We start from the raw sequence: 22,922 nt of genomic DNA on the forward strand, positions 1-22,922 counted from the left end.
GCCTGGGCCTCGCGGATCTCGGCGACGATCGCGCGGGCGTCGTCGGCGTCGCGCGGGGTGACGAACCCGAGGTCGGCCGAACGGCCGACCAGGCGGTAGGGCTCGCCGCGATGCGCGAGCGCGGTGACCAGCGGCTGGCCCTGCGGCGGCCGCGGCGTGATGGACGGCCCGCGCACGCTGAACCGGCGACCCTCGAAGTCGATGTAGTGCAACTTGTCACGGTCGATGAAGCGGCCGGTGGCCACGTCGCGGATCTCCGCGTCGTCCTCCCAGCTGTCCCACAGCCGCCGCAGGACCTCGACGTAGTCCTCCCCCTCGCCGAACAGGTCCCGCAGGGCCTCCAGCCCGGCGGGCGTGTCGAAGTCCTCGATGCGCAGGTCGGGTGCCGGGCGGCGGCCGAAGTGCGCCGCCTCGTCGGCGCGCCCGGACACCTTGACCCGCAGGCCGGCCCGGCCGGAACTGACGTGGTCGAGGGTGGCGACGGCCTTGGAGAGGTGGAACGGCTCGGTGTGGGTGACCACGGCGGTCGGTACCAGTCCGATGTGCCGGGTCAGCGGCGCGATCCGGGCGGCGATCAGGACCGCGTCGAGGCGCCCGCGCACCTGGTCGGTGCGCCCGTCGGGTTCGGTGAAGAGGGTGGACTGCAGGCTCAGCGAGTCCTCGATGGTGACCAGGTCCAGCAGGCCGCGCTCGGCCTCGGTGACGAGATCGGCCCAGTAGCGGGCGGTGAACAGCTCCTTGGGTCGGGCGTCGTGCTCGCGCCAGGCGGCGGGATGCCAGCCCGCGCCGTCGAGGGCGACGGCCAGATGCAGGGGGTCAGGGTTTTCGGGCATGGGGGACCGCTTCCTGTGCGGAAAGGCTGTGGTCGTGCCAGGTGCGGGAAGGCGCACGGCACGCCGAGGGAGCCGTCCTCGGCCCCGGGTCTACGGCGACCGGGCGGGGCAGGACGGGAGAACGCGTACGGAGACGCGGACCAGAAGGATCAGCCGCGAAGGGCGGCGGCGTACGGGGACGCCGGACACAGCGCGGTGCTCACGCGCTGGAGGTCGATGTGGAGCCGGGCGCACGTGGTGACGGCGCGGCAGTCGGCCTTGGGGGTGGCGATCGCACAGCGCTGGTGAGTCCGTCGCACTGCCGCCACCTCCGTTCTCGACACTCGTGACCTTGATGCACCGTAACCCGACGGCGGCGTCCGACACAATCCCGTTGAAGGGGCAACGAACTGGCGTGACTTGACAGGCCGTCGACGAGCGCGACCCAGGTCTCACGGCGTGGTCGGTCGTTGACATCGGCCGCAGAACCCTTCTAGCTTTGCCGACCAGAACGGTCATGAGCGTCAGCGTCAAGCCCTGGCTTGCTGACCGGCAACCCTCCCCACGCGGCGGGGTGCCCCAGGTGAGGACCGGACCGAACTGTCGGTAAGCGCGATGCCCCCCGGGGGCGGAACGGCACGGGTGACGGCGATGCACGCAGCTACGGGGACGGCCACGAGCCGCCACCGCGGTCGCGCTGCGGCGTACCTGAACCGGGCCGTCGACCTGCTGCGCGTCAGCAGCGCCCTGTGTCAGGGCTGACGACCCGCAGTACCGCAGCTCGCATCACCACGGTCTGACAGCCGTCCCGGCCGTCGGCCGCCAGGCCTCCCCGGCCTCCCCGGCATGCCCCGCGCGGTGTGCCCTCTCGACTCCCGCCCGCGGCGCGGTGCTCCGGCACGCCCCCGGGCGGTCTCCTCCCGCCGCAGCGGCGGCCCGTCGGCACGGGCTCCGTCGCCGGCCTTCGCTGGAGTACATCCATGAGCGACGCTCTCGCCCCCGCCGTTCCCCTGGACACGGCCTCCCCGTCGGACACCGATCCGCCCCCCGCACACCGGAACCCACCCGTCACCGCCACGGCGCCCGCGTCCGGCTCCTCGCAGCGCGTCGTGCCGCTGCGGAACCCCGGCCGCTGGATCACCAGCGCCGTGGCGCTGGTCCTGCTCGCCCAGATCGTCCACGGGCTCGCGACCAACCCGTTCTACCAGTGGGACCGGTTCCACTACTGGTTCGCCCGGCCGGTCATCACCGACGGCCTCGTCGTCACCCTGGAGGTCACCGCCTACAGCGCCGTGCTCGGTCTGCTGGGCGGCGTGGTGCTCGCGCTCGCCCGGCTCTCGCGCAGCCCGGTGCTGCGGGCGATCAGCTGGGTCTACATCTGGCTGTTCCGCTCGGTGCCGCTGATCGTGGTGCTGCTGTTCCTGTACAACTTCAGCGCCCTGTACCGCACGCTCAGCCTCGGCGTGCCGTTCGGTCCGTCCTTCTGGCACTTCGACGAATCGAAGCTCGCCACCGACATGATGATCGCCGTCGTCGGCCTAAGCCTCAACGAGGCCGCCTACGCCGCCGAGGTGGTGCGCGCCGGGATCCTCTCCGTCGACCAGGGCCAGCACGAGGCCGCCGCCGCGCTCGGACTGCCCCGGCGCTACCAGTTCGCCCGGATCGTCCTCCCGCAGGCGCTGCGCGCCATCGTCCCGTCCTACGTCAACCAGCTGATCGGCCTGGTCAAGGGCACCTCGCTGGTCTTCTACGTGTCGCTGCTGGACCTGTTCGGCTCCGTCCAGAGCATGGGCAGCACCTACCCGGGCGACATCGTGCCGCTGCTGCTGGTCGCCACGGTCTGGTACGTGATCCTCACCAGCGTGATCTCGGTGGTCCAGTTCTACGTCGAACGCCACTACTCGCGCGGCGCGCTGCGCACGCTTCCGCCGACGCCGCTGCAGCGCCTGCGCGCCGGCCTGACCACCCTGATCGTCCGCATCCGGAGGGAGACCGCGACATGAGCGTCCTGAACGCCGAGGCCCGATCCGCGACGACCCACCTCGCCGCCGACGCGGACGAGCCGGCACCCGTGGCGGTGGAGGTCCACGGCGTCCACAAGTGGTATGGCGCCCACCGGGTCCTCGACGGCATCGACCTGACGGTGGCCGCGGGTGAGGTCACCGTCGTCCTCGGCCCCTCCGGCTCGGGCAAGTCGACCCTGCTGCGCGTGATCAACCACCTGGAGCAGCCGACGCTCGGCCACGTCAGCCTGGGCGGCGAGCCCATCGGCGTGCGCTGGCACCGCGGCCGGCTGCGAGAGCTGAGTGAGCGTCAGATCCTGACCCAGCGCGGCCGGATCGGCTTCGTCTTCCAGAACTTCAACCTCTTCCCCCATCTGACCGTGCTGGAGAACGTCGCCGCCGCGCCCGTCGCGACGGGCCTGCAGCGACGCACGGAGGCCGAGCAGTCGGCCCGCGAGCTGCTGGACCGGGTGGGGCTGGGGGAGAAGGCCGACGCCTACCCGAGGCAGCTGTCCGGCGGCCAGCAGCAGCGTGTCGCCATTGCCCGCGCCCTCGCGCAGCGGCCCGGCGTGATCCTCTTCGACGAGCCGACCTCGGCCCTGGACCCGGAGCTCGTCGGCGAGGTGCTCGCCGTCATCAAGGACCTGGCCGCCGGCGGCACCACCCTGGTCATCGTCACCCACGAGATCGGTTTCGCCCGCGAGGTCGCGGACCGCGTCGTCTTCATGGACGGCGGCCGGATCGTCGAACAGGGCACTCCCGCCGAGGTACTGGACCGGCCGCGGCACCCGCGCACCCAGGAGTTCCTGAGCAGGGTGCTGTGAGCGCCCCTCCCCACCGTCAACCCGCCGCACCGTCGAGCCAGCAAGGACCAGCCATGACCCACGCCCGCAGCAGCAGACTCCTCCGCGCCCTGTCCGCAGGCACCGCCGCGGCCACGCTCACCGTGGGCCTCGCCGCCTGCGGGAGCGCCGCCTCCTCGTCCGATGCCGCCTCCGTCGACAACGCGGCGACCGGCGCCGTCACCGTCGCCGCCCTCGCGAACGGAGCCGGTACCCGGACCTACATCAAGGTCAGCGAAGTCGCGTCCCTGCACGCCGAGTTGCCCGCCTCGGTGGCCAAGGGCGGGCAGCTGGTCATCGGTGTCGGCGCCCTGCCCGCCGGGTTCCCGCCGCTCGCCTTCGTCGGCAGCGACCAGCAGACCCTGACCGGCTCCGAGCCCGACTTCGGCCGCCTGGTCGCCGCCGTCCTCGGCCTCAAGCCCGTCGTGCAGAACTCGACCTGGGAGAACCTCTTCGTCGGCATCGACAGCGGCCGCACGGACGTCGGCTTCTCCAACATCACCGACACCGAGGAGCGCAAGAAGAAGTACGACTTCGCCTCCTACCGCGAGGACAACCTGGCCTTCGAGGTCACCAGGACCAGCACCTGGAACTTCAACGGCGACTGGACCACGCTGGCCGGCAAGACCGTCGCGGTCGGCGCGGGCACCAACCAGGAGAAGATCCTGCTGGAGTGGCAGGCGAAGCTGAAGGCCGCGGGCAAGCAGCTGACCGTCAAGTACTTCCCCGACAACAACGCCACCCACCTGGCGCTCGTCGGCGGCAAGATCGACGCCTACTTCGGCCCCAACCCCGGCATCGCCTACCAGATCGCCCAGGACGCCAGGACCCCGAACCCGACCCGCAACGCCGGCACCTACTCCGGCGCGGGCGCCTCGCTGCAGGGGCTCATCGCCGCCACCGTGAAGAAGGGCAGCGGCCTGGCCCGGCCCATCGCCGACGCCATCAACTACCTCATCAAGAACGGCCAGTACGCCAAGTGGCTGGCCGCCTGGAACCTCTCCAACGAGGCGGTGCCCACCTCCCTGGTCAACCCGCCCGGTCTGCCGCTCACCGACTCCTGACCGTACGTCCGGCCTGGGGCCCCGGAACACCTCCTGGGCCCCTCCCACCGTCCTTCCCGAGGGAGCACGTACCCCACCATGTCCACCAGCGTCCGCCCGTTGCCGTCACCCGGCGTCGCCGCCGCGCCGCACCTGCTCGACAACCCCGCCTGGGCCGCGCTCACCGGCCCGCACGCCCACCTCGCCGAGCGCGTCGGGCGTGCCGCCCGCTACCCCGCCGAGGTCTCCCCGTTCGCGGCCCTCGCCGACCCGGCCGACCCGCGCGCCTGGGACGACCTCGCCACCCTGGTCGGCCCGGGCCGCCTGACACCCGTCACCGGCGCGACCGCCGCACCGCCCGAGGGCTGGCAGACCGTGGAGTCCGGCCAGGGCGTCCAGCTCGTCGCCGCCACGCTCCGCACCGAGCCCGCCCCGGAGGCCGTCCGCCTGGGGCCCGACGACGTGCCCGAGATGCTCGACCTGGTCGCCCGCACCAAGCCCGGCCCCTTCCTGCCCCGCACCGTCGAACTGGGCACCTACCTCGGCCTCCGCCGCGACGGCCGCCTCGTCGCCATGGCGGGCGAACGCCTCCACCCGCCGGGCTGGACCGAGATCAGCGCCGTCTGCACCGCCCCGGACCACCGCGGCCAAGGCCTCGCCACCCGCCTCGTCCGCGCGGTCGCGGCTGGCATCAGGGAGCGCGGCGAGACCCCGTTCCTGCACGCCGCCGCCACGAACACGGGCGCCGTCCGCCTCTACGAGTCGATCGGCTTCACCCTGCGCCGGCGCACGGCGTTCCTGCTCGTTCGCACGCCTGGTGAACCGACCTCGATCTGACCGATCCGTTGGCCTACGATGCCCGCCAGGGCGGGGACATGGGTCGGGACGACAGATCGGTTCTCCGGCACGTCGCAGCGGCGGCGGCAGCGGCCGCGCTGCTGTGGGTTGCCGTCGCCTGGCTGGCTCCCCATGCGATCCGCGACCTCCTCGGCGGCTGCTGTGGCGGTCCTTGACCGGCGGTCTGCGCAGGTCAGAGTGGCGGAGGGAGCCTCGGCGCCGGTAGCGTCCGGTCGTCGCGCGCAGGCGCGACGTGAACCCGGGGGAGGAAGAACGGTGCAGACGCCACGACGGGGTGCGCGGTTCTGGGTGGGCCTGGCGGTCGCCGTCGCCGTGGGTGGCACCGTCATGGCCGGTGGTGGGTGGTGGGTCGACTACCGGTTGGTCGACCACACCTGGGCGTTCTGGGCCCCGCCGTTGGACCTCCCTTACTGCGGGCGCGACTTCGTCCTCAGTGACACCCTCCCGGCCGTGCCCGAGGGCGGCTTCACCAAGCCGGTCTACCGCGCCGGGTACGGGGACTGGCAGGTCTACGAGCACAGCTTCGACCCCGCCGACGCCGCCCCCGGCTGTCCCACCGACGGCCCGCCGGGAGGGCTCTACCTGGTCCGTGATCAGCACGAGGTCGACGAGTACGTCCTGTCCGGCGGGCCGTGACGCCCCGTCCCGGCGGGCGAAAATGAAGATCCCTCCTGCGGGTTGAAGCCCGTCGGTGTGGGAAAAAGCCTCTTCGACCGGTATCCCTGCGATCGAGGAGGAGATCGAGATGGCACTGACCAGGCTGATCAAGCGACCGGCAACGCCCCGCCCGCAGCCTCCGCTCGATCTGCGCACACCGTCAGGCCGGCCGCTCCCGTACTGAGGTCACCCGGCACGGCCCGGGCCGGCACATGAGTCGGCCGATCCTGGGCAGGCGCTCGGTATGGCAGCTTATGTGATCTATCTTGTCCTGATCGGACTGCTCGCGGGCGCCGTCGCGCGCCTGCTCGTGCCGGGACGGGACCCGATCGGCATCGTCGGGACGGTCCTGCTCGGCGTCGTCGGCTCGTTCCTCGGCGGTTTCCTCGGGGACGAGGTCCAGCTCCACCACTGGTCGCACACCTTCCACACCAGCGGCATCATCTGGTCGATCGTCGGATCGGTGATCGTGCTGCTCCTCGCCCGACTGGTCTCCCACCGGCGCGTCTGACCGCAGAGGAGTCGGCAGGGCCGAGGCGACCTCGCGTGACCGGGGACGTCGCGCAAGGGTGGTCAGGCCGAGGCCGAGTGACGGATACCGTGGCCGGTGTCCCACGCGGCGCTCGCGTCCGGTTGTCCGTCGGCCTGGTCACGGTCACGCCAGACTCGGACCTCGACCCGGTAGGGCATGGGGCCCTCGCGGCCCCAACGCCCCTGCAGCTCGGCGAGCAGGTGCTGCTCCGCGCACTCCTGCGCGGTCAGCGGCAGGTCCTCGGCGGTGGTGGGGGCGAGCACGCGGATCCGGTCGCCGTACTCGTCCTCGATGATGCGTACCTCGCACCGGAAGGTCATCGGTCGACCTCCTGTCCTCGTCCGGTCGGCGCCGCGCGTGCTTGTCCGCAGCCGACCTCCTGTGATGCCTGTTCCCGCCCGCAGGCGGGTCACACCTGAGGCGGGTGATCCTTCCCCGTCCGGTCAGCGCGGACCGGATCGCCTGGCCGCATACGCGACCAGCCCGATCACCGCGTCGTTCACCAGGGCCCCGACGACGACCGCCGCGACGTACAGTTCCGGATGCCCGGGCGCGTCCGACGACGCCATCAGCACCATGAGGGACACCGGGAGTGTCAGCAGGAGCGCGCTGACCCCGGACATGTTCGCGTCGGGCTGGGTCCAGGTGAGGGTCACGACGAGCCACAGCAGCATCGCGGCGGTGACGACGCCCAGGTAGATCCGCGACGGCCAGTTGCCGACGAGCACCTGTCTGAGAAATCCGACGTACTTCACGGTCCCCCACCCTTCGGATCGCACCCCGGCGGCCGGTACGGCGACAGGATGCAACACGGACCCGAAGGAGGCCAGAACAGCGTCAGCGTCCGGCGCGCCCGGCTGGGGGCTTCAGGCGGTCGAGGGCGCGGGCGGCTGCGCGGTGCACCTTGGTGTGGGGGTGGTCCAGCTGCGCCCGGAGCCAGGCCGCGTCCGTGAGGTCGCCGCACTCGCCGAGGCCGAGGACCAGGGCAGGGGTGACCCGGAGTGGCGACCGGACCTCGGCCCGGGCGCGGCAGACCGTCGCCGGGTCCGTACCGCTGCTGCGCAGGACCCAACGGGCCACCTCCCGCACCGAGGCGGAGGGGTCGGTGACGAGCGGTTCGGCCAGGTCCGGCCTTTGGGCGCGGCGCAGGACCGTGACCGCGGTGGCGCGGACGGCGGCGTGGGGTGCGGTCAGCAGGCGGTCCAGGGCCGCCTCCCCTCCGGGCTCGCGGGCGCGTCGACGCCCGCCGGGACCAGGCGGCGCACCAGGTGCTCCGCCGAGCGCTGGGCGGCCACCACGTCCCTGTGGGACATGGCAAGATCCAGCAACAGCGCCGCGTCGTCACGACCCAGCGCGACCGCCTCGGCGAGCGCGAAGCGCCGGATCCGGACATCCGGGTCGAACAGCAGCGCACGCCACACGCCCGCCGGCGCGTCCGTCAGGTGGCTGGTGACGATCCGCACGGCCGCGGCCCCGCGTTCGCGCCCCGCGCAGCTCCAGGCACCGGCCGCGGCCCGGGCCAGCTCGGCCGGGTCGGCCTCGGCGAGGACGGCGCTCAGGGCGGCACGGGCGGCCGTGCGCACCGCGGGGACCCAGTCGGCGCAGCGCACCACCAGCAGCGGAAGCAGGCCCGGGTGCCCCAGCGGCAGGCGCTCGGCGGCGAGGGCCGCCGCCCGGGTGCGGCCGTCCGCGGCGCAGGCGGCCAGGGCCCACACCCAGAAGCGCGACCGGCCGCCGGACGCGGGTCGCGAGGAGCGGAACGCGGGCAGTCGGTGCCAGGCGGGCACCTTCGCGAGCGGCTCGGAAGCGGCCCGCAGCTGTCCGGGGGTGAGCCGCGCACGCGCGTCGAACGAGCTCCACCAGGACGCCGGGAGCCCGTCCGGCCCGCAGCAGGAGTCGAAGCGGAACAGGGCCTGTGCCAGCCCCTCCCCACAGGGCGTCGCGCTGCGACGAAGGAGGTCGAGCTCGCCGAGCACGGGGACCCCCAGCGCGGTGGTGTCCACCCGCACGCCCGCCCGGACCATACGGGACACGAAGGGGCCGACCGAGTCCGTGAGACCCGACATCCGCCCGTCCGACAGCACGACGTAGGCCGACCGGTCCGGTAGGGCCTGCACACTCCAGGAACCCCGCATCGATCCCTCCCTCGGACCGTCCCGCACGGGCGATCCGCGCGCAGCGACGTCCGCACACCGTAGCCGGTGGTCGGCGCGGGGCTCAGGGAATTTCGGAGCCGCCCGTCGGTCGGCGGCGTGCCGGTCAGTCGGCGCAGACCGAGGGGAGCGAGCGCAGCAGCGCGGCGAAGTGGAGGGTGTCCAGGCCCTGCGCGTGGCGGGCGTGGACGGTGGCGGCGGTCAACAGGCCCCCGCAGGAGGGTGCGTGGATGCCGGGCTGGGCCGTGGCGATCGCCTGGACGAGTTCGGCGTCGATGGTGTTGAGCTCGGCGCGGATGGTGGCCAGGCTGGGCTTGGTGGTCGGGACGAGCGACGGGTCGGCGTCCCACTCGGCGAACAGGGCACGCTGGACGACCTTGCTGGCCTCGATCTGGTCGCGGAAGATCCTCCCGACCGCGGCGGGGTCGATGCCCAGGGCTGTGGCCTGCTGCTCGGCGTCGGCGATCACGATCGCCTCGCGGGCCGGGTCGTCGATCGGGCTGCCCGTCCCGTACTTGGCCGCCGCGACCTGGTCGGCCACCTCGACGCGCTGCGCGGACAGGTCGGCGATCACGGCCAGGGCCGTCGTCCTCGGCGCGGCGGAGGCCGCGCCCGCGCCCAGGCCGACGGCGGACACGGCACCGGTCAGCAGCAGTGCCGCGCCGGTCAGGGTGGCCGTCGACCGCCTCGCGGTGATGAGCATGCGCACGAGAATCCCCCAGTCGTGTACGGAACGTCGCGCCGATCCTACGGCCGGTGGCCGTAGGGCGCGACGCCTTCGTACTCTCCCGCACGATTCCCGCGCATCCGGCTGAGAGCCTGGCAGTTGAGGCCGCGTCAGTGGCCTCGGGCGATCCACTCCTGCAGGTGCGGAGCCTCGGCGCCGATCGTCGTGGTGGGGCCGTGGCCGGTGCGGACGAGGGTGTCCGGAGGCAGGGTCAGCAGCCGGTCGGCGATGGAGCGGACGATCGTGGGGAAGTCCGAGAAGGACCGCCCCGTCGCGCCCGGCCCGCCGGCGAACAGTGTGTCGCCGGTGAGGACGGTGCCGAGCGCCGGCACGTGCAGGCAGACCGCGCCCGGCGCGTGACCGGGTGTGTGCAGCACGTGGAGCTCCGTGCCCGCGACGTCGAGGACCTGGCCGTCCGCCAGGTCGCGGTCGGGCAGCCGGTCCGGGTGGGTCTGCTTCCACAGCGGCAGGTCGTCGGGGTGGAGCAGGATCGGCGCGCCGGTGCGGTCGGCGAGCTCGGGCGCCGCGTTGACGTGGTCGTTGTGCGCGTGGGTGCAGATCACCGCGGTGACCTCGCGGCCACCCACGGCCCGCAGGATCGCCTCGGCGTCGTGGGCCGGGTCGACGACCACGACGGCGCTGTCGTCGCCGACCAGCCACACGTTGTTGTCCACCTCCCAGCTGCCGCCGTCCAGCGTGAAGACGCCGGAGGTCTGCAGGTGCTCGACGCGGGCCGCCATCAGAAGACCACCACGGAGCGCAGGACGTCCCCGTCGTGCATGCGTGCGAACGCCTGCTCCACCTGGTCGAGCGCGATCGTCTCGGTGACGAACGCGTCGAGGTCCAGGCGGCCCTGCAGGTAGAGGTCGACGAGCATCGGGAAGTCGCGCGAGGGCAGGCAGTCGCCGTACCAGGAGGACTTGAGCGCGCCGCCGCGCCCGAAGACGTCCAGCAGGGGCAGTTCCAGGCGCATCTCGGGGGTGGGCACGCCGACCAGGACGACGGTGCCCGCCAGGTCGCGGGCGTAGAAGGCCTGGCGGTAGGTCTCTGGGCGGCCGACGGCGTCGACGACCACGTCCGCGCCGAAGCCTCCGGTCAGGGCCTGGATCGCCTCGACGACGTCACCTTGGCCCGCCCCGGACAGGACGGTGTGGGTGGCGCCGAGCCGCTCGGCCGTCGCCAGCTTCCGCGCGTCCACGTCCACCGCGATGATCTTCGACGCGCCGGCGAGCCGGGAGCCCATGATCGCGGCGCCGCCGACGCCGCCGCAGCCGATGACGGCCACGGTGTCGCCGCGCCCGACGTTGCCCGTGTTGATCGCCGCGCCCAGGCCCGCCATCACGCCGCAGCCGAGCAGTCCGGCGACGGCCGGGGACGCCGCCGGGTCGACCTTGGTGCACTGGCCGGCGGCGACCAGGGTCTTCTCGGCGAAGGCGCCGATCCCGAGCGCGGGGGAGAGCTCCTGACCGGTCGAGGCCAGCGTCATCCGCTGCTTGGCGTTGTGGGTGTTGAAGCAGTACCAGGGCCGCCCGCGCAGACAGGCCCGGCACTGACCGCAGACCGCCCGCCAGTTGAGGATGACGAAGTCACCCGGCGCGACCTCGGTCACCTCCTCCCCGACCGACTCCACGATCCCGGCCGCCTCGTGGCCGAGCAGGAAGGGGAAGTCGTCGTTGATGCCGCCCTCGCGGTAGTGCAGGTCGGTGTGGCACACGCCGCAGGCCTGTACGGCGACCACCGCCTCGCCGGGGCCGGGGTCGGGCACGACGATCGTCTCGACGCGCACCGGCTCGCCCTTGCCGGGCGCGATGACTCCACGGACCTGCTGCGGCATGACGCGACACCTCTCCTGTCTCGTTGTGGGACTTCAGCGTTGCGGGGACTCCGGACGGGTCAGTCGCTGAGCCTTGCCGTCACCCAATCATGGAACGCCCCGATGTGGTGCTCACTGGGCACCAACACACCGCCGCGCGCGTAGGCGCGCGAGTCCATGGCGGGCTGGCAGCGCTCGCAGGCCTCGAAGTCCTGCACGTTGACCCGGTGGAACAGCTCCACGGACCGGTCCAGGTCGGCGCCGGAGTCGACCACGTCCTTCAGGAACAGCCAGTCGCACTCGACGACGGTGCGGTCCGCGGCGAGCGGGATCATCCGCAGCACGATCACGTGGTCCGGCACGAGGTTGACGAACACCTGCGGCTTGATCGTGATGGCGTAGTAGCGGCGGTCCTGCTCCTCGGTCACGCCCGGGATCCGTTGCACGCCCGCGCTGCCGTCGACGGTGAACCCCTGCGCCTCCTCGGCGAACTCGGCCCCGTGGCCCACGTAGTACTGCGCCGCGAAGCCGCCCTTGAACTCCGGCAGCATCTCGGTCAGTTCGGGGTGGATGGTGGCGCAGTGGTAGCACTCCATGAAGTTCTCGACAATGAGCTTCCAGTTGGCGCGCACGTCGTAGCGGATGCGCCGGCCCACCGCGAGTTCGTCGGCCTGGTAGTGGTCGACGGCCTTGGGGTCGCCGAGCCGCTCGGTGGCCGCGCCGATCACGTCCTCCTCGAAGGACGGCGGTTCCTCGGCCAGGCAGACCCAGACGTACCCCAGCCACTCGCGCACGTGCACGTTCACCAGACCGTAGGTGGTCCGGTCGACGTCGGGCATGCTGGTGAGGTTCGGCGCGGCGACGAGCTTGCCGTCCAGCCCGTAGGTCCACGCGTGGTACGGGCACTGGAAGGCGCGCTTCACCTCGCCCGCCTCCTCGGTGCACAGGCGGGCGCCGCGGTGGCGGCAGATGTTCAGGAACGCCTTCACCGCGCCCTCGCGGGAGCGGGTCACCAGCACGCTCTCCCGCCCGACCTGCACGGTCCGGAACTTCCCCGGAGCGTCCAGCTCGGAGGTGCGCACGGCGCAGAACCACATCCGCTCGAAGATCTTCTCCTGCTCCAGGGCGAAGACCTGCGGGTCGGTGTAGGCGGAGCCGGGGAGGGTGGCCCTCAGGCTCTCGGGCAGCAGACTGGCAGGCAGTTCGGTCGCGGTCATCGCAACGAGGTCCCCTCTAGGCGCGGATGCGGGCCATTTCCGGATCGAACAGCGGTTCCTTCGCGACGACGGCCGGGAGCACCTCGCCGAAGTACTCCACGCCCACCGGCGTGCCGGGCGCGGCCAGGGACGCCGGGAGCCAGGCGTAGGCGATCGAGCGGCCGATCGTGTAGCCGTACGCCGCGCTCGTGACGTAGCCGACGGCCGTGCCGTCCTCCGCACGGACCGGCTCCTTGCCCATCACCACCGCCCCCGGGTCCTCCAGCAGCAGCGGGACCAGTCGGCGCGTCGCCGTCTCCTCGCCGATGCCGACGAGCGCGTCCCGCCCGAGGAACTCGCCCTTGTCCATCCGGACCGCAAATCCGAGCCCGGCCTCGTACGGGTTGTGCTCGGCCGTCAGGTCCGTTCCCCAGGAGCGGTAACCCTTCTCCAGCCGCAGGCTGTTGAATGCGCTGCGTCCCGCGGCCACCACGCCCAGCCGCTGCCCGGCCCGCCACAGCGTGTCCCACAGCCGCTGCCCGGCGTCCGCGGTCGTGTACAGCTCCCAGCCCAGCTCGCCGACGTACGACAGCCGCATCGCGGTGACCGGCACCTCGCCGAGGTAGGCCTGCTTCGCCTTGAAGTACCCGAAGCCCCGGTGCGAGAAGTCGGCGTCCGTCAGCGGTTGGACCAGCTCGCGGGCGAGCGGACCCCACACGCCGACGCAGCAGGTGCCGCCGGTGATGTCCCGGATCTGGACGGGAGAGCCCTCGGGGAGTCGGCGGGTGAGCCAGTCCAGGTCGAGCGGGCCGTTGGCGCCGACCTGGAAACGGTCCGGGCCCAGGCGCGCCACCGTCAGGTCGCTGCGCACGCCGCCCGACTCGTCGAGCAGCAGGGTGTAGGTGACCGCGCCGACGGGCTTGTCCAGCTGGTTGGTGGTCAGGTACTGCAGCAGCTCCAGTGCTCCGGGGCCGGTGACCTCCAGCCGTTTGAGCGGCGTCATGTCGTACAGGGCGACCCGGGAGCGCGTCGCCAGCGCCTCCGCCCCCGCGATCGGCGACCAGTAGCGCGACGCCCACGCGCCGCGCCCCGGGACCTCGGTGACCTCGGGCAGGGCCGCGTTGGCCTCGAACCAGTGCGGTCGCTCCCAGCCGGCGCCCTCCAGGAACACCGCGCCCAACTCCCGCTGTCGGGCATGGAAGGGGCTGACCCGCAGCGGGCGGGGCTCGTCCATCGGCTGGAGCGGGTGGACGATGTCGTAGACCTCGACGAAGTTCTGGCAGCTGCGCCGGCGCACGGAGGCGGGCGCGAGCTGCACCTGCTCGAAGCGGTTGAGGTCGCACTCGTGCAGATCGGTCTCCGGCCGGCCGTCGACGAGCCACTGCGCCATCGCCCGTGCCACGCCCGCCGAGTGGGTCACCCACACCGCCTCGGCGACCCAGAAGCCGCTCAGTTCGGGCGCCTCGCCCAGCAGCGGGAAGCCGTCGGGGGTGAACGAGAAGATCCCGTTGAAGCCCTCCTCGACCTTGGTCGCGGCCAGGGCGGGTAGCAGGGCGCGGGCGTCGAGCCAGGAGGGCTCGAAGTCCTCCTCGGTGAAAGGCAGCATCGACGGCATGACCGGGCCGCCGGGGGAGGCGACATCGGCGAGCTCGACGGGCAGCGGGCGGTGCGCGTAGGAGCCGATGCCGATCCGGTCGACGTGCTCGCGGAAGTACAGGTCGCGGTCCTGGTGCCGCAGGATCGGCCTGGAGGCTTCCAGCAGCTCGGAGTTGTGGCCCGCGAGCGCCGCGAGCGGGGTGGTCCGGGCGTACTGGTGGGCGAGCGGCACCAGCGGCACGGTGAGCCCGGCCATCGCGCCGAGCCTCGGCCCCCAGAACCCGGCGCAGGAGACGACGATGTCGGCCGGGAACGACCCGTGCTCGGTGGTCACCGCGGTGACGCGGCCGCCCGCGGACTCGATGCCGGTCACCGCGTGGTGGCCGAGGAACCGCGCGCCGCGGCCGACCGCCAGGCGGGCCTGGGCCTCGGCCGCGCGCAGGGCCTTGGCGAGCCCGTCGTCGGGTGTGTGCAGGCCGGCCAGCACCTGGCCCGGGTCGAGGAGCGGGTGCAGCTCCACGCACCGTGCCGGGTCCACGAGTTCGGCCCGCACGCCCCAGGAGGCGGCGTAGCCGTGCCTGCGCTTGAGCTCCTCGACGCGCTCCGGGGTGGTGGCCACCTCCAGGCCGCCGACCTGACGGAAGCACCAGGCGCCGTCGAGGGTCAGCGCCGTGTACTTGTCGACGGTGTAGTGGGCGAACTCGGTCATCGTCCTGGAGGAGTTGGTCTGGAAGACCAGGCCGGGCGCATGGGAGCTGGAGCCGCCGGTGGCGAAGAGCGGCCCCTGGTCGAGGACGGTCACGTCGGTCCAGCCGCGAGCGGTGAGCTCCTCGGCCAGGGCGCAGCCCACGATCCCGGCGCCGACGATCACGACTTTCGGATGAGCGGTCAAGTGATCCATCCCCTCGGGGAGTTGGGAGATCCACCCTGACTGGTGCCGTGCTGTTGCTTATGGCGCAATCAAATGCGTGATGTGAAACAGAGTCGACGGCAGGGGTGTGCCTGTCAAGGGTTCCGGCCCGTGCCACGACCCTTGACACCCTCTTTGCGCCACTTCCATACTCGGCGGCACGTTGCGAATGAAGGTCAATGTTTCTCATCACGCAACATGCGAGGAGGCGGCTGTTCATGCAGCCCGTGGTCCGCACCACTTCCCTGTTCATCGACGGTTCCTGGACCGCGGCCGCCGACGGTCGCCGACGGACCGTCACCAACCCGTGGGACGCGAGCGATCTGGCCACCGTCCCCGAGGCCTCGGGTGCCGAGGTCGAACGAGCGGTGCGCGCCGCCCGCGCGGCCTTCGACGCCGGCGCCTGGGCCCACGCCCCGGCCGCGCGCCGCGCCGCGGTCCTCACCGCGACCGCCGACGCGCTGCAGGAGCACCGCGAGGAACTGGCCCGGCTGGAGACCCTCGACACCGGCAAGACGCTGGCCGAGAGCCGCTACGACGTCGACGACTCCACCGCGGTGCTGCGCTACTACGCCGCGCTGGTCACCACCGAGGCCGGCCGCACGGTCGACACCGGCCGCGCTGACGCGGTCAGCCGCGTCGTCCACGAGCCGGTCGGCGTCTGCGCGTTGATCACCCCGTGGAACTACCCGCTGCTGCAGATCACCTGGAAGCTCGCCCCGGCGCTGGCCGCGGGCAACACCGTCGTCGCCAAGCCAAGCGAGGTCACCCCGCTCACCACCATCCGTCTCTTCGAGCTGCTGCAACGGCCGTTGGAGGAGGCCGGCGCACCGGCCGGCACGATCAACCTGCTCCTCGGCGGCGGCGCCGTCGGTGCGGCGCTGGCCGAACACCCGGGTGTCGACCTGGTCTCCTTCACCGGCGGCCTGACGACGGGACGGTCCGTCATGCGCGCCGCCGCCGAAACCGTCAAGAAGGTCGCCCTCGAACTCGGTGGCAAGAACCCCAACATCGTCTTCGCCGACGCGGACCTCGACACCGCCGTCGACTACGCCCTGACCGCCGCCTTCCTCCACTCCGGCCAGGTCTGCTCCGCCGGCTCCCGGTTGCTCCTCCAACGCGGGCAGCACGAGCGGTTCGTGGCCGAGCTGGCCCGCCGCGCCGACCGGATCCGGCTGGGCGACGGCCTCGCCAAGGGAACCGAGTGCGGTCCGCTCGTCTCCGCCGAACACCGCGCGAAGGTCGAACGCCACCTCGTGGGCGCCCTCGCGGAGGGAGCCGAACTGCGCGCGGGCGGCGCCCGCCCGGGCGAACCGGAGCTCCAGGCGGGCTTCTTCCTGCGCCCTACCGTCCTCGCCGGCTGCCACCCCGGCATGGCCGTGGTCCGCGAGGAGGTCTTCGGCCCGGTCCTGACCGTCGAGCTCTTCGACGAGGAGGACGAGGCCGTCGCCCTTGCCAACGACACCCCCTACGGCCTGGCCGGCGCGGTGTGGACCAAGGACACCGCTCGCGCCGAACGCGTCGCGCAGCGTCTGCGCCTCGGCACCGTCTGGATCAACGACTACCACCCCTACGTGCCGCAGGCCGAGTGGGGCGGATTCAAGCAGTCCGGCACCGGCCGCGAACTCGGTCCCTCCGGCCTGCGCGAGTACCAGGAGACCAAGCACATCTGGCGCACGCTCGACCCCGCACCCCAGTACTGGTTCGCCGACTGACCCACACCCCCGCACATCTGCCGCACCGGGAGCGCCCATGAGCACCTCCGAAACGACCGCCGTCCCCAGAGAACCCGGCCAGCCCAGAGAACCCGGCCAGGACACGCATGATCTGGCCCGCTTCGGCTACCGGCAGGAACTGGAGCGCTCCCTCGGCTCCTTCTCCAGCTTCGCCGCCGGCTTCAGCTACATCTCCATCATGACCGGCGTGTTCCAGCTCTTCGGCTTCGGCTTCGGCGCGGGCGGACCGGCCTTCATCTGGTCCTGGCCGCTGGTCTTCCTCGGCCAGCTCGCCGTCGCGCTCTGCTTCGCCGAGATGGCCGGCCAGTTCCCGTTGGCCGGCGGCGTCTACCAGTGGTCCAAGCAGATCGCGCGCCCGATCACGTCGTGGATGTCCGGCTGGATCATGGCCATCGGCGCGGTCGTCACGGCGGCGGCCGTGGCCGTCGCCTACCAGGTGATCCTTCCGCAGGTCTCGCTCGCCTTCGAGATCGTGGGTGGCGCCGCCGACGCCGGGCAGACCGCGACGCCGAACGGCGCGAAGAACGCGATTCTGCTGGCGCTGGGCCTGGTGGTGTTCACCACCGTCGTCAACATCGTCGGCGTGCGGCTGATGGCGAAGATCAACAACTTCGGCGTCGCGGTCGAGCTCATCGGCGTCACCCTGCTGATCGTCATGCTCGCCGTCCACGTCCACCGCGGCCCGCAGGTCGTGCTGAAGACCGCCGGCACCGGGGCCGGCCACTCCTGGGGCTACCTCGGCGCGTTCCTGGTCGCCTCCATCATGAGCGCCTACGTCTTCTACGGCTTCGACACCGCGGGCGCCCTCGCCGAGGAGACCAAGGAACCCAGGCGCCACGCTCCGCGTGCCATCATCCGCGCGATCTCGGCGGCGTTCCTGGCAGGCGGGCTGCTGATGCTGATCGGCATGATGGCCGTCGGCAACATCAACGCCCAGGAGCTGGGCACGCTCGGCATGCCCTACCTCATCAAGTCCACGCTGGGTACGGGCCTCGGTGACGCCTTCCTGGTCTGCTCGGCGATCGCCATCACGGTGTGCTGCCTCGCCGTCCAGACGGCCGCGATCCGGCTCCTGTTCGCGATGGCCCGCGACGGCCGGCTCCCGTTCGGTAGAACCATCGCCAAGGTCTCCCCGCGCTCCAAGACGCCGGTCGCCCCGGCGCTGATCACCGGCGTGCTGACGATCGCCCTGCTGCTGGTCAACATCGGCAACCAGCGCGTCTTCTACATCCTCACCTCGGTCGCCATCATCCTCTTCTACATCCCGTACCTGATGGTCACCGGCCCCATGCTGCTGCGCCGCCTGCGCGGCGAATGGCCCCGCCCGGACCACGGCCCGTACTTCAACCTCGGCCGCTGGGGCACCCCGGTCAACGCCTTCGCCGTCCTGTACGGCGCGGCGATGACGGTCAACCTGGCGTGGCCGCGCGCGGCCGTCTACGGCAACGACCACTGGTACTACCAGTGGGGGGCCATCGTCTTCACCGCGGTCATCACCGCGGTGGGGCTCGGACTGTACCTGCGGTACCGCAGGAGGGTGGTCACCGCGTCGACGGCCGGGTGACCCCGCACGACCTGCGACACGCGTGCCAGAGTGGCCGGCATGGATTGGCAGTCCGAGAGTCCGGCCCTCTGGGCGTTCCTGGAGTCCCTGCACCGTGGCGAGGTCCTCACCGGCACCGTCGCGGCGATCGAGCGGTTCGGCGTCTTCGTGTCGCTGGACGACGGACCGGACCATCCACTGTTTCCCGGAGTCGGATTCGTCACGATCCCCGAACTGTCCTGGCGGCACATCGCAGCACCGACCGACGTCGTCGCGCTCGGGCAGCGTGTCTCGTGCGAGTTCCTCCAGTTCGACACGTACAACGCCGAGGCCAGGCTGTCCCTGCGCGCACTGCTCCCCGACCCGTTCCAGACCTTCGCCGACCATACGACGGCGGGTCAGGCCCTCCGCGGGACGGTCGTCAGGGTGCTGCCCTTCGGCGCCTTGGTCGATGTCGGGGCCGGGGTCGTCGGACTGGTGCCCTTCCAGGACGTCCGGGGCAGTCCCGCCGCCGGCACGCCGGAGGGCTTCCCGCTCGGCGCGGAGGTGCCGGTCGTCGTCAGCGACATCGAGCGGCCGGGCCGAAGGGTCTTTCTGGCCGGTCCCTGACGGGGCGTCTGAGTACGTGTACTCAGGCGCGCTGAGCACCGCGGCGGGCAGAGTGGGATCCCACGACCGATGCGGAAGGGGAGCGGGATGGCACAGGGGGAGTGGCGGCCCGGGCTGTCCGGAGCGGCGAGGGTGGTGATCGTCCTGCAGTCGATCGTGCTCGCCTTCGTGCTCGGCCTCGCCGGCGTGCTGCTCAACGCCGGAGGTTGGTTCGCCAACCAGCACGACCACGCCCTGCTGTGGGAGGACACGGCCGTGGTGACCGGTCTGCTCTGCGGCGTGCCGCTGCTCGGGTTCACGCTGCTGCGCCGGTCGTCCGGCGTGTACGCGGAGGTCGTGGCCCTGGTTGTCGCGGGTCTGGCGCTCCTGTCCATGCGACCCGCCTGAAGTCGGCATCTGGCACTCGACCCGAGAACGGGCCGGGCCTGTCTTCGCCTGGCGGCGCAGTGAGCGCGGCGTCCGAAGCCTTGCACGCCGTCACGTGTCCCCTCAGGCTGTGAGTCGCCAGTCACACCACGGGGGACACATGGACACGACCGAACCGCCGACGGCACCGGTGAGAGCCAGGACGGTCACGCTCCGCCGTGGCATCCTGGGTCTCACACTCGCCCTCGGCGCGCTGCTGTTCACCGCCCTCGGCTTCGGCGCTGCCCGCCTCACGGCGGGCAGTCCGCACCGGCCCGTCCCGTCGTCCCTGCCGCCGGGCTACCTCCCGGCCGCCTACGCAGAGGGCTACAACTGGGCCGACCTGGAGACCAGCAACCTCGCCAACCCGATGCCCGTGCCCGCCGTCGACGAGGTGAAGGGCACCTGCCAGCAGGCCGAGCCACAGGACCAGAAGGCCACCTACGTGGTCAGTTGGCTCCTCGGCTGCGAGGACTTCCTCTCCCATCGCCCCGCGAACCCATCGGTTGGCAGTTGAGGACCCCTGACGAGGCATCCGAGCGCGTGACGGAGTGCCGGCGGGCCGTCGCACGCGCCAGGCTTCGCCCGACCGTCCGCCGGGCACCATGTTGACGATTCGTCAGACGCTCTGGGCGAGGGGGCAGCCGTGGACCTGGCGTGGGTCGTGTTCGGTGCGGTCATGGTGGCGTTCTGGCTCTGGTTCATGCACTGGGCGCGGGACATCCCCCGTCGGCGGGCGGGTTGGGCATTCGTCGGTGTCGGCCTGCTGATCGAGTCGCAGGCGGCACCGCGGCTGTGGCACCTGCCGGTGCTCTCCCCGATCCTCCTGGTGGCCGGGCTCGGCCTCGTGGCGGGGGCGTTCGCGGCCGAGCTGCGGGCGGCGCTCGGGCAGGGCCGGGCCCGGCGGAAGAGCGACTGAGACGGCTCAGCCGGTCATGCGCGGGTCCGGACGTACCCCAGCCGGGTCGAGACCTCCTCCGCCGCCTCCCGGACCGCTGTGGCCACCTCCGCCAGGCGGGGCTTGGCGAGGCGGAAGGAGGGGCCGGAGGCGCTGATCGCGGCCACGACCTGGCCGTTGTGCGCGAAGACGGGTGCCGCGACCGCGTTGAGGCCGGTCTCCAACTCCTCGACCGTGCAGGCGAAGCCGTCCTTGCGGGCGGCGTCCAGCTGGCGCCGCAGGCGGGCCGCGTCGGTGACGGTCTGGGGAGTGAAGCGCTCCAGTGGGGCGGCGAGACGGGCGGTCAGGGCGGGCTCCGGGAGGTAGGCGAGGAGGACCTTGCCGCTGGACGTGGCGTGCAGCGGGGTCCGCTGGCCGACCCAGTTGTGGGTGGTGATGGCCGAAGGTCCGAGCACCTGCTCGATGTTGACGGCCGCGTCGACGTCGAGGATCGCCACGTTGATGGTCTCGGCCACCTCGATCGCGAGCCGCTCGCAGACCGGCCGGCTCTGCTGCGACAGGTCCAGCCGGACCGTCGCCGCGCCGGCGAGGCGGACCAGGCCCAGGCCCAGGCGGTACTTGCCGCGCTCGCCGGGCTGCTCCACCAGCCCGCGCAGCTCCAGCGCCGCGACCAGCCGGAACGCCGTGGACTTGTGCACGCCGAGCTCCGCCGCGATCTCGGTGACGCCGGCCTCGCCGCGCGCCGCCAGCAGTTCGAGGATCGTGACCGCGCGGTCCACCGACTGCACGGGGGACTCGCCTGGCTGCACTCCGTTGCTCATGGCGCAACAGTATGCCTGCACGCCCGGCCTGCGGAGCCTCTTGACAGTACTTCAGCGCAAGGAAACCATGTTGCGTATACCGCATCCTGTTGCGTGATACGCGACACTCTGGAGGTTCCGAGTGATCACGGTCTGCCGGATCGAAGACCTGCCTCCCGGCGAGGCCCTCCGCGTGACGGAGGACGTTCCCGCTCCCATTGCCGTCTTCAACGCCGACGGCGACCTCTACGCCGTCGACGACACCTGCACGCACCAGGACGCCTCCCTGGCGGACGGCTGGCTCGAAGGCTGCCTGGTGGAGTGCCCGCTGCACGCGAGCGCCTTCGACCTGCGCACCGGCAAGCCCACCTGCCCGCCCGCCAAGGCCGCCCTGCGCACGCACCGCGTCGAGGTCGTGGACGGCCTGGTGCTGCTCCACGTCGACGCCACTGCCGACGAGCCCGCGTGAGGAGCGTCCTCGTCGTCGGGGCCTCGCTCGCAGGCCTCGGCGCCGTCCGGGCCCTGCGCGAGGAGGGCTACGAGGGGACGATCACGGTGGTGGGGGAGGAGCGCCGACTGCCCTACGACCGCCCGCCGCTGTCCAAGCAGTTCCTGACCGGCCAGCTGGACGCCCAGGCCCTGGCGCTCGGCGACGCCGACGAGTACCAGGACCTCGCCGCCGACTGGCTCCTCGGCGCCCGCGCGGTCCGTCTCGACCCGGCCGCACGGACGGTGGCGCTGTCCGACGGGCGTGAGGTGCGCACCGACGCCGTCGTCATCGCCACCGGCGCCGTCGCGCGCACGCTGCCGCGCGTGGGCGCCCGCGCGCTTGCCGGCGTGCACAGCCTGCGCACCCTGGACGACGCCGAGGCCCTGCGCGCCGACCTCGCCACCGGCCGGCCCACCGTCGCCGTCGTCGGTGCGGGCTTCATCGGCGCCGAGGTGGCCTCCTCCGCGCGCGCCCTGGGCCTGGAGGTCACCGTGATCGAGGCGGCCGAGGCCCCGCTCGAGCGGGCGCTCGGACGGTCGATGGGCCGCGTCTGCGCCTCGCTCCACGCCGACCACGGCGTCCGGCTGCTGTGCGGGGTGGGCGTCGCGGGGCTCGACGAGGGGGACGGACGGGTGACCGGCGTGCGGCTCGCGGACGGCCGTCTGGTTCCGGCCGACGTGGTCGTGGTCGGTGTCGGTGCCCGCCCCGCGACCGACTGGCTCGCGGGCTCGGGTCTGGACCTCGACGACGGGGTTCTCTGCGACGCCGGCTGCGCGACGAACATCCCCGGCGTCGTGGCCGTGGGCGACGTCGCCCGGTGCCTGGACCTGTTCACCGGCCGTCACACCCGTGTCGAGCACTGGACCAGCGCCGTGGAACAACCCCGCACGGCCGCGCGCACGCTGCTGACCGGCGTCTCGACCCCGGCGCCGGCCACCGCCCCCTACTTCTGGTCCGACCTGTACCGCAGTCGTATCCAGTTCGCCGGGCACCTCCTGCCCGGCGACGAGCCGCAGGTCGTCGAAGGCGACCTGGACGACCGCCGCTTCGCCGCGGTGTACCGGCGCGGGGACCGCGCGGTGGCCGTTCTGGCGGTGGATCAGCCCAAGGCCTTCGGCCGCCTGCGCCGCGTCCTCATTCCTGCCGCCGTCGCCCTGCCCCGCCCCGCCTGACCGGAGGAGCACCCACGTCATGAGCCTTCTCGACCAGTCCCTGCACAGCCTCGACCCCGAGGTCGCCGCGGCGGTGGACGCCGAGCTGCACCGCCAGCAGTCGACCCTGGAGATGATCGCCTCCGAG

General features: G+C 72.4%; 26 protein-coding genes and 1 riboswitch. Of the genes, 14 read left to right on the forward strand and 12 right to left on the reverse strand.

All coding sequences use genetic code 11. The features are described from left to right. A partial coding sequence (locus BMY61_RS41765; RefSeq protein ID WP_075004281.1) for an LLM class flavin-dependent oxidoreductase occupies positions 1 to 833 on the reverse strand: 833 nt, incomplete at its 3' end. A 149-nt stretch (positions 834 to 982) separates the two neighbouring features. Beyond that, positions 983 to 1,132: a hypothetical protein gene (locus tag BMY61_RS46885; protein ID WP_161791364.1), complete on the reverse strand. Its 150-nt coding sequence runs from the start codon at positions 1,130 to 1,132 to the stop codon at positions 983 to 985. 193 nt (positions 1,133 to 1,325) lie between these two features. Further along, a riboswitch (SAM riboswitch) is annotated at positions 1,326 to 1,431 on the forward strand. Between the two features lie 361 nt (positions 1,432 to 1,792). Between BMY61_RS46885 and BMY61_RS41770 the strand changes: the two genes are divergently transcribed. The 6 genes from BMY61_RS41770 (at position 1,793) to BMY61_RS41795 (ending at position 6,726) form a co-directional block, all read left to right on the forward strand. Then, positions 1,793 to 2,815, forward strand: a complete 1,023-nt coding sequence (locus BMY61_RS41770) for an amino acid ABC transporter permease (RefSeq protein WP_082015696.1) — start codon at positions 1,793 to 1,795, stop codon at positions 2,813 to 2,815. Continuing rightward, positions 2,812 to 3,639: an amino acid ABC transporter ATP-binding protein gene (locus tag BMY61_RS41775; protein ID WP_082015695.1), complete on the forward strand. Its 828-nt coding sequence runs from the start codon at positions 2,812 to 2,814 to the stop codon at positions 3,637 to 3,639. Before BMY61_RS41770 ends, BMY61_RS41775 begins: the two co-directional genes overlap by 4 nt. A 53-nt stretch (positions 3,640 to 3,692) precedes the next feature. Next, complete coding sequence (locus BMY61_RS41780; RefSeq protein WP_042460787.1) at positions 3,693 to 4,721, forward strand: ABC transporter substrate-binding protein; 1,029 nt, start codon at positions 3,693 to 3,695, stop codon at positions 4,719 to 4,721. A gap of 78 nt (positions 4,722 to 4,799) precedes the next feature. After that, positions 4,800 to 5,537: a GNAT family N-acetyltransferase gene (locus tag BMY61_RS41785; RefSeq protein WP_042460785.1), complete on the forward strand. Its 738-nt coding sequence runs from the start codon at positions 4,800 to 4,802 to the stop codon at positions 5,535 to 5,537. Between the two features lie 276 nt (positions 5,538 to 5,813). After that, positions 5,814 to 6,194, forward strand: a complete 381-nt coding sequence (locus BMY61_RS41790) for a hypothetical protein (RefSeq protein WP_075004282.1) — start codon at positions 5,814 to 5,816, stop codon at positions 6,192 to 6,194. 265 nt (positions 6,195 to 6,459) lie between these two features. Continuing rightward, positions 6,460 to 6,726 (forward strand): GlsB/YeaQ/YmgE family stress response membrane protein, encoded by a 267-nt coding sequence (locus BMY61_RS41795; protein WP_042460779.1) that lies wholly within the window; start codon positions 6,460 to 6,462, stop codon positions 6,724 to 6,726. Positions 6,727 to 6,788: 62 nt separating this feature from the next. On the opposite strand, the gene BMY61_RS41800 is transcribed toward BMY61_RS41795, so the two are convergent. The 9 genes from BMY61_RS41800 to BMY61_RS41840 form a co-directional block, all read right to left on the reverse strand. Then, positions 6,789 to 7,067 carry a hypothetical protein gene (locus BMY61_RS41800; RefSeq protein ID WP_042460776.1) on the reverse strand — a complete coding sequence of 93 codons (279 nt, stop codon included), beginning with the start codon at positions 7,065 to 7,067 and terminating at the stop codon, positions 6,789 to 6,791. A 123-nt stretch (positions 7,068 to 7,190) separates the two neighbouring features. Then, positions 7,191 to 7,502 carry an SCO4225 family membrane protein gene (locus tag BMY61_RS41805; RefSeq protein WP_042460773.1) on the reverse strand — a complete coding sequence of 104 codons (312 nt, stop codon included), beginning with the start codon at positions 7,500 to 7,502 and terminating at the stop codon, positions 7,191 to 7,193. An 82-nt stretch (positions 7,503 to 7,584) separates the two neighbouring features. Further along, positions 7,585 to 7,827: a hypothetical protein gene (locus BMY61_RS41810; protein ID WP_052439554.1), complete on the reverse strand. Its 243-nt coding sequence runs from the start codon at positions 7,825 to 7,827 to the stop codon at positions 7,585 to 7,587. Positions 7,828 to 7,937: 110 nt separating this feature from the next. Then, positions 7,938 to 8,882, reverse strand: a complete 945-nt coding sequence (locus BMY61_RS41815; protein WP_052439553.1) for a hypothetical protein — start codon at positions 8,880 to 8,882, stop codon at positions 7,938 to 7,940. Between the two features lie 124 nt (positions 8,883 to 9,006). After that, a complete protein-coding gene (locus BMY61_RS41820) occupies positions 9,007 to 9,603 on the reverse strand; it encodes a chorismate mutase (RefSeq protein ID WP_042460762.1) in 597 nt (198 codons plus the stop codon). Positions 9,604 to 9,737: 134 nt separating this feature from the next. Further along, positions 9,738 to 10,367 (reverse strand): MBL fold metallo-hydrolase, encoded by a 630-nt coding sequence (locus BMY61_RS41825; protein ID WP_042460759.1) that lies wholly within the window; start codon positions 10,365 to 10,367, stop codon positions 9,738 to 9,740. Further along, complete coding sequence (locus tag BMY61_RS41830; RefSeq protein ID WP_042460756.1) at positions 10,367 to 11,461, reverse strand: S-(hydroxymethyl)mycothiol dehydrogenase; 1,095 nt, start codon at positions 11,459 to 11,461, stop codon at positions 10,367 to 10,369. The genes BMY61_RS41825 and BMY61_RS41830 overlap by 1 nt, the downstream gene beginning before the upstream one ends. A 59-nt stretch (positions 11,462 to 11,520) precedes the next feature. Beyond that, positions 11,521 to 12,657, reverse strand: coding sequence for an aromatic ring-hydroxylating oxygenase subunit alpha (locus BMY61_RS41835; protein ID WP_042460751.1), 1,137 nt, complete (start codon positions 12,655 to 12,657; stop codon positions 11,521 to 11,523). Between the two features lie 16 nt (positions 12,658 to 12,673). After that, positions 12,674 to 15,133: a GcvT family protein gene (locus BMY61_RS41840; RefSeq protein WP_042460748.1), complete on the reverse strand. Its 2,460-nt coding sequence runs from the start codon at positions 15,131 to 15,133 to the stop codon at positions 12,674 to 12,676. Between the two features lie 227 nt (positions 15,134 to 15,360). Here BMY61_RS41840 and BMY61_RS41845 point away from each other — a divergent pair, with 227 nt between their 5' ends. The 6 genes from BMY61_RS41845 (at position 15,361) to BMY61_RS41870 (ending at position 20,354) form a co-directional block, all read left to right on the forward strand. After that, positions 15,361 to 16,857 carry an aldehyde dehydrogenase family protein gene (locus BMY61_RS41845; RefSeq protein ID WP_042460745.1) on the forward strand — a complete coding sequence of 499 codons (1,497 nt, stop codon included), beginning with the start codon at positions 15,361 to 15,363 and terminating at the stop codon, positions 16,855 to 16,857. A gap of 37 nt (positions 16,858 to 16,894) precedes the next feature. Then, positions 16,895 to 18,442, forward strand: coding sequence for an APC family permease (locus tag BMY61_RS41850; RefSeq protein WP_042460742.1), 1,548 nt, complete (start codon positions 16,895 to 16,897; stop codon positions 18,440 to 18,442). A 39-nt stretch (positions 18,443 to 18,481) separates the two neighbouring features. Continuing rightward, positions 18,482 to 19,030, forward strand: a complete 549-nt coding sequence (locus BMY61_RS41855; RefSeq protein WP_042460793.1) for a S1 RNA-binding domain-containing protein — start codon at positions 18,482 to 18,484, stop codon at positions 19,028 to 19,030. An 87-nt stretch (positions 19,031 to 19,117) separates the two neighbouring features. Next, a complete protein-coding gene (locus tag BMY61_RS41860; RefSeq protein ID WP_143094802.1) occupies positions 19,118 to 19,417 on the forward strand; it encodes a hypothetical protein in 300 nt (99 codons plus the stop codon). Between the two features lie 139 nt (positions 19,418 to 19,556). After that, a complete protein-coding gene (locus tag BMY61_RS41865) occupies positions 19,557 to 19,952 on the forward strand; it encodes a hypothetical protein (protein WP_042460739.1) in 396 nt (131 codons plus the stop codon). A gap of 129 nt (positions 19,953 to 20,081) precedes the next feature. Then, positions 20,082 to 20,354, forward strand: coding sequence for a hypothetical protein (locus BMY61_RS41870; protein WP_042460737.1), 273 nt, complete (start codon positions 20,082 to 20,084; stop codon positions 20,352 to 20,354). 14 nt (positions 20,355 to 20,368) lie between these two features. On the opposite strand, the gene BMY61_RS41875 is transcribed toward BMY61_RS41870, so the two are convergent. After that, positions 20,369 to 21,154 (reverse strand): IclR family transcriptional regulator, encoded by a 786-nt coding sequence (locus BMY61_RS41875; protein ID WP_201777656.1) that lies wholly within the window; start codon positions 21,152 to 21,154, stop codon positions 20,369 to 20,371. Between the two features lie 121 nt (positions 21,155 to 21,275). On the opposite strand from BMY61_RS41875, the gene BMY61_RS41880 reads away from it, so the two are divergent. Together BMY61_RS41880 and BMY61_RS41885 are read left to right on the forward strand one after the other, a co-directional pair. Then, a complete protein-coding gene (locus tag BMY61_RS41880) occupies positions 21,276 to 21,602 on the forward strand; it encodes a bifunctional 3-phenylpropionate/cinnamic acid dioxygenase ferredoxin subunit (RefSeq protein WP_042460725.1) in 327 nt (108 codons plus the stop codon). Further along, positions 21,599 to 22,795, forward strand: a complete 1,197-nt coding sequence (locus tag BMY61_RS41885) for an NAD(P)/FAD-dependent oxidoreductase (protein WP_042460722.1) — start codon at positions 21,599 to 21,601, stop codon at positions 22,793 to 22,795. The genes BMY61_RS41880 and BMY61_RS41885 overlap by 4 nt, the downstream gene beginning before the upstream one ends. Positions 22,796 to 22,922 lie beyond the last annotated feature (127 nt).

Source organism: Streptacidiphilus jiangxiensis, from assembly GCF_900109465.1.
Taxonomy (GTDB): domain Bacteria; phylum Actinomycetota; class Actinomycetes; order Streptomycetales; family Streptomycetaceae; genus Streptacidiphilus; species Streptacidiphilus jiangxiensis.

Bases quoted from the DNA above. Each gene is read 5' to 3' on its own strand.
- BMY61_RS41830 (WP_042460756.1), bottom strand. From the start codon at position 11,461: ATGCCGCAGCAGGTCCGTGGAGTCATCGCGCCCGGCAAGGGCGAGCCG.
- BMY61_RS41785 (WP_042460785.1), top strand. From the start codon at position 4,800: ATGTCCACCAGCGTCCGCCCGTTGCCGTCACCCGGCGTCGCCGCCGCG.
- BMY61_RS41865 (WP_042460739.1), top strand. From the start codon at position 19,557: ATGGACACGACCGAACCGCCGACGGCACCGGTGAGAGCCAGGACGGTC.
- BMY61_RS41840 (WP_042460748.1), bottom strand. From the start codon at position 15,133: ATGGATCACTTGACCGCTCATCCGAAAGTCGTGATCGTCGGCGCCGGG.
- BMY61_RS41770 (WP_082015696.1), top strand. From the start codon at position 1,793: ATGAGCGACGCTCTCGCCCCCGCCGTTCCCCTGGACACGGCCTCCCCG.
- BMY61_RS41845 (WP_042460745.1), top strand. From the start codon at position 15,361: ATGCAGCCCGTGGTCCGCACCACTTCCCTGTTCATCGACGGTTCCTGG.
- BMY61_RS41800 (WP_042460776.1), bottom strand. From the start codon at position 7,067: ATGACCTTCCGGTGCGAGGTACGCATCATCGAGGACGAGTACGGCGAC.
- BMY61_RS41795 (WP_042460779.1), top strand. From the start codon at position 6,460: ATGGCAGCTTATGTGATCTATCTTGTCCTGATCGGACTGCTCGCGGGC.
- BMY61_RS41780 (WP_042460787.1), top strand. From the start codon at position 3,693: ATGACCCACGCCCGCAGCAGCAGACTCCTCCGCGCCCTGTCCGCAGGC.
- BMY61_RS41775 (WP_082015695.1), top strand. From the start codon at position 2,812: ATGAGCGTCCTGAACGCCGAGGCCCGATCCGCGACGACCCACCTCGCC.
- BMY61_RS41855 (WP_042460793.1), top strand. From the start codon at position 18,482: ATGGATTGGCAGTCCGAGAGTCCGGCCCTCTGGGCGTTCCTGGAGTCC.
- BMY61_RS41825 (WP_042460759.1), bottom strand. From the start codon at position 10,367: ATGGCGGCCCGCGTCGAGCACCTGCAGACCTCCGGCGTCTTCACGCTG.
- BMY61_RS41815 (WP_052439553.1), bottom strand. From the start codon at position 8,882: ATGCGGGGTTCCTGGAGTGTGCAGGCCCTACCGGACCGGTCGGCCTAC.
- BMY61_RS41875 (WP_201777656.1), bottom strand. From the start codon at position 21,154: ATGAGCAACGGAGTGCAGCCAGGCGAGTCCCCCGTGCAGTCGGTGGAC.
- BMY61_RS41835 (WP_042460751.1), bottom strand. From the start codon at position 12,657: ATGACCGCGACCGAACTGCCTGCCAGTCTGCTGCCCGAGAGCCTGAGG.
- BMY61_RS41860 (WP_143094802.1), top strand. From the start codon at position 19,118: ATGGCACAGGGGGAGTGGCGGCCCGGGCTGTCCGGAGCGGCGAGGGTG.
- BMY61_RS41850 (WP_042460742.1), top strand. From the start codon at position 16,895: ATGAGCACCTCCGAAACGACCGCCGTCCCCAGAGAACCCGGCCAGCCC.
- BMY61_RS41820 (WP_042460762.1), bottom strand. From the start codon at position 9,603: ATGCTCATCACCGCGAGGCGGTCGACGGCCACCCTGACCGGCGCGGCA.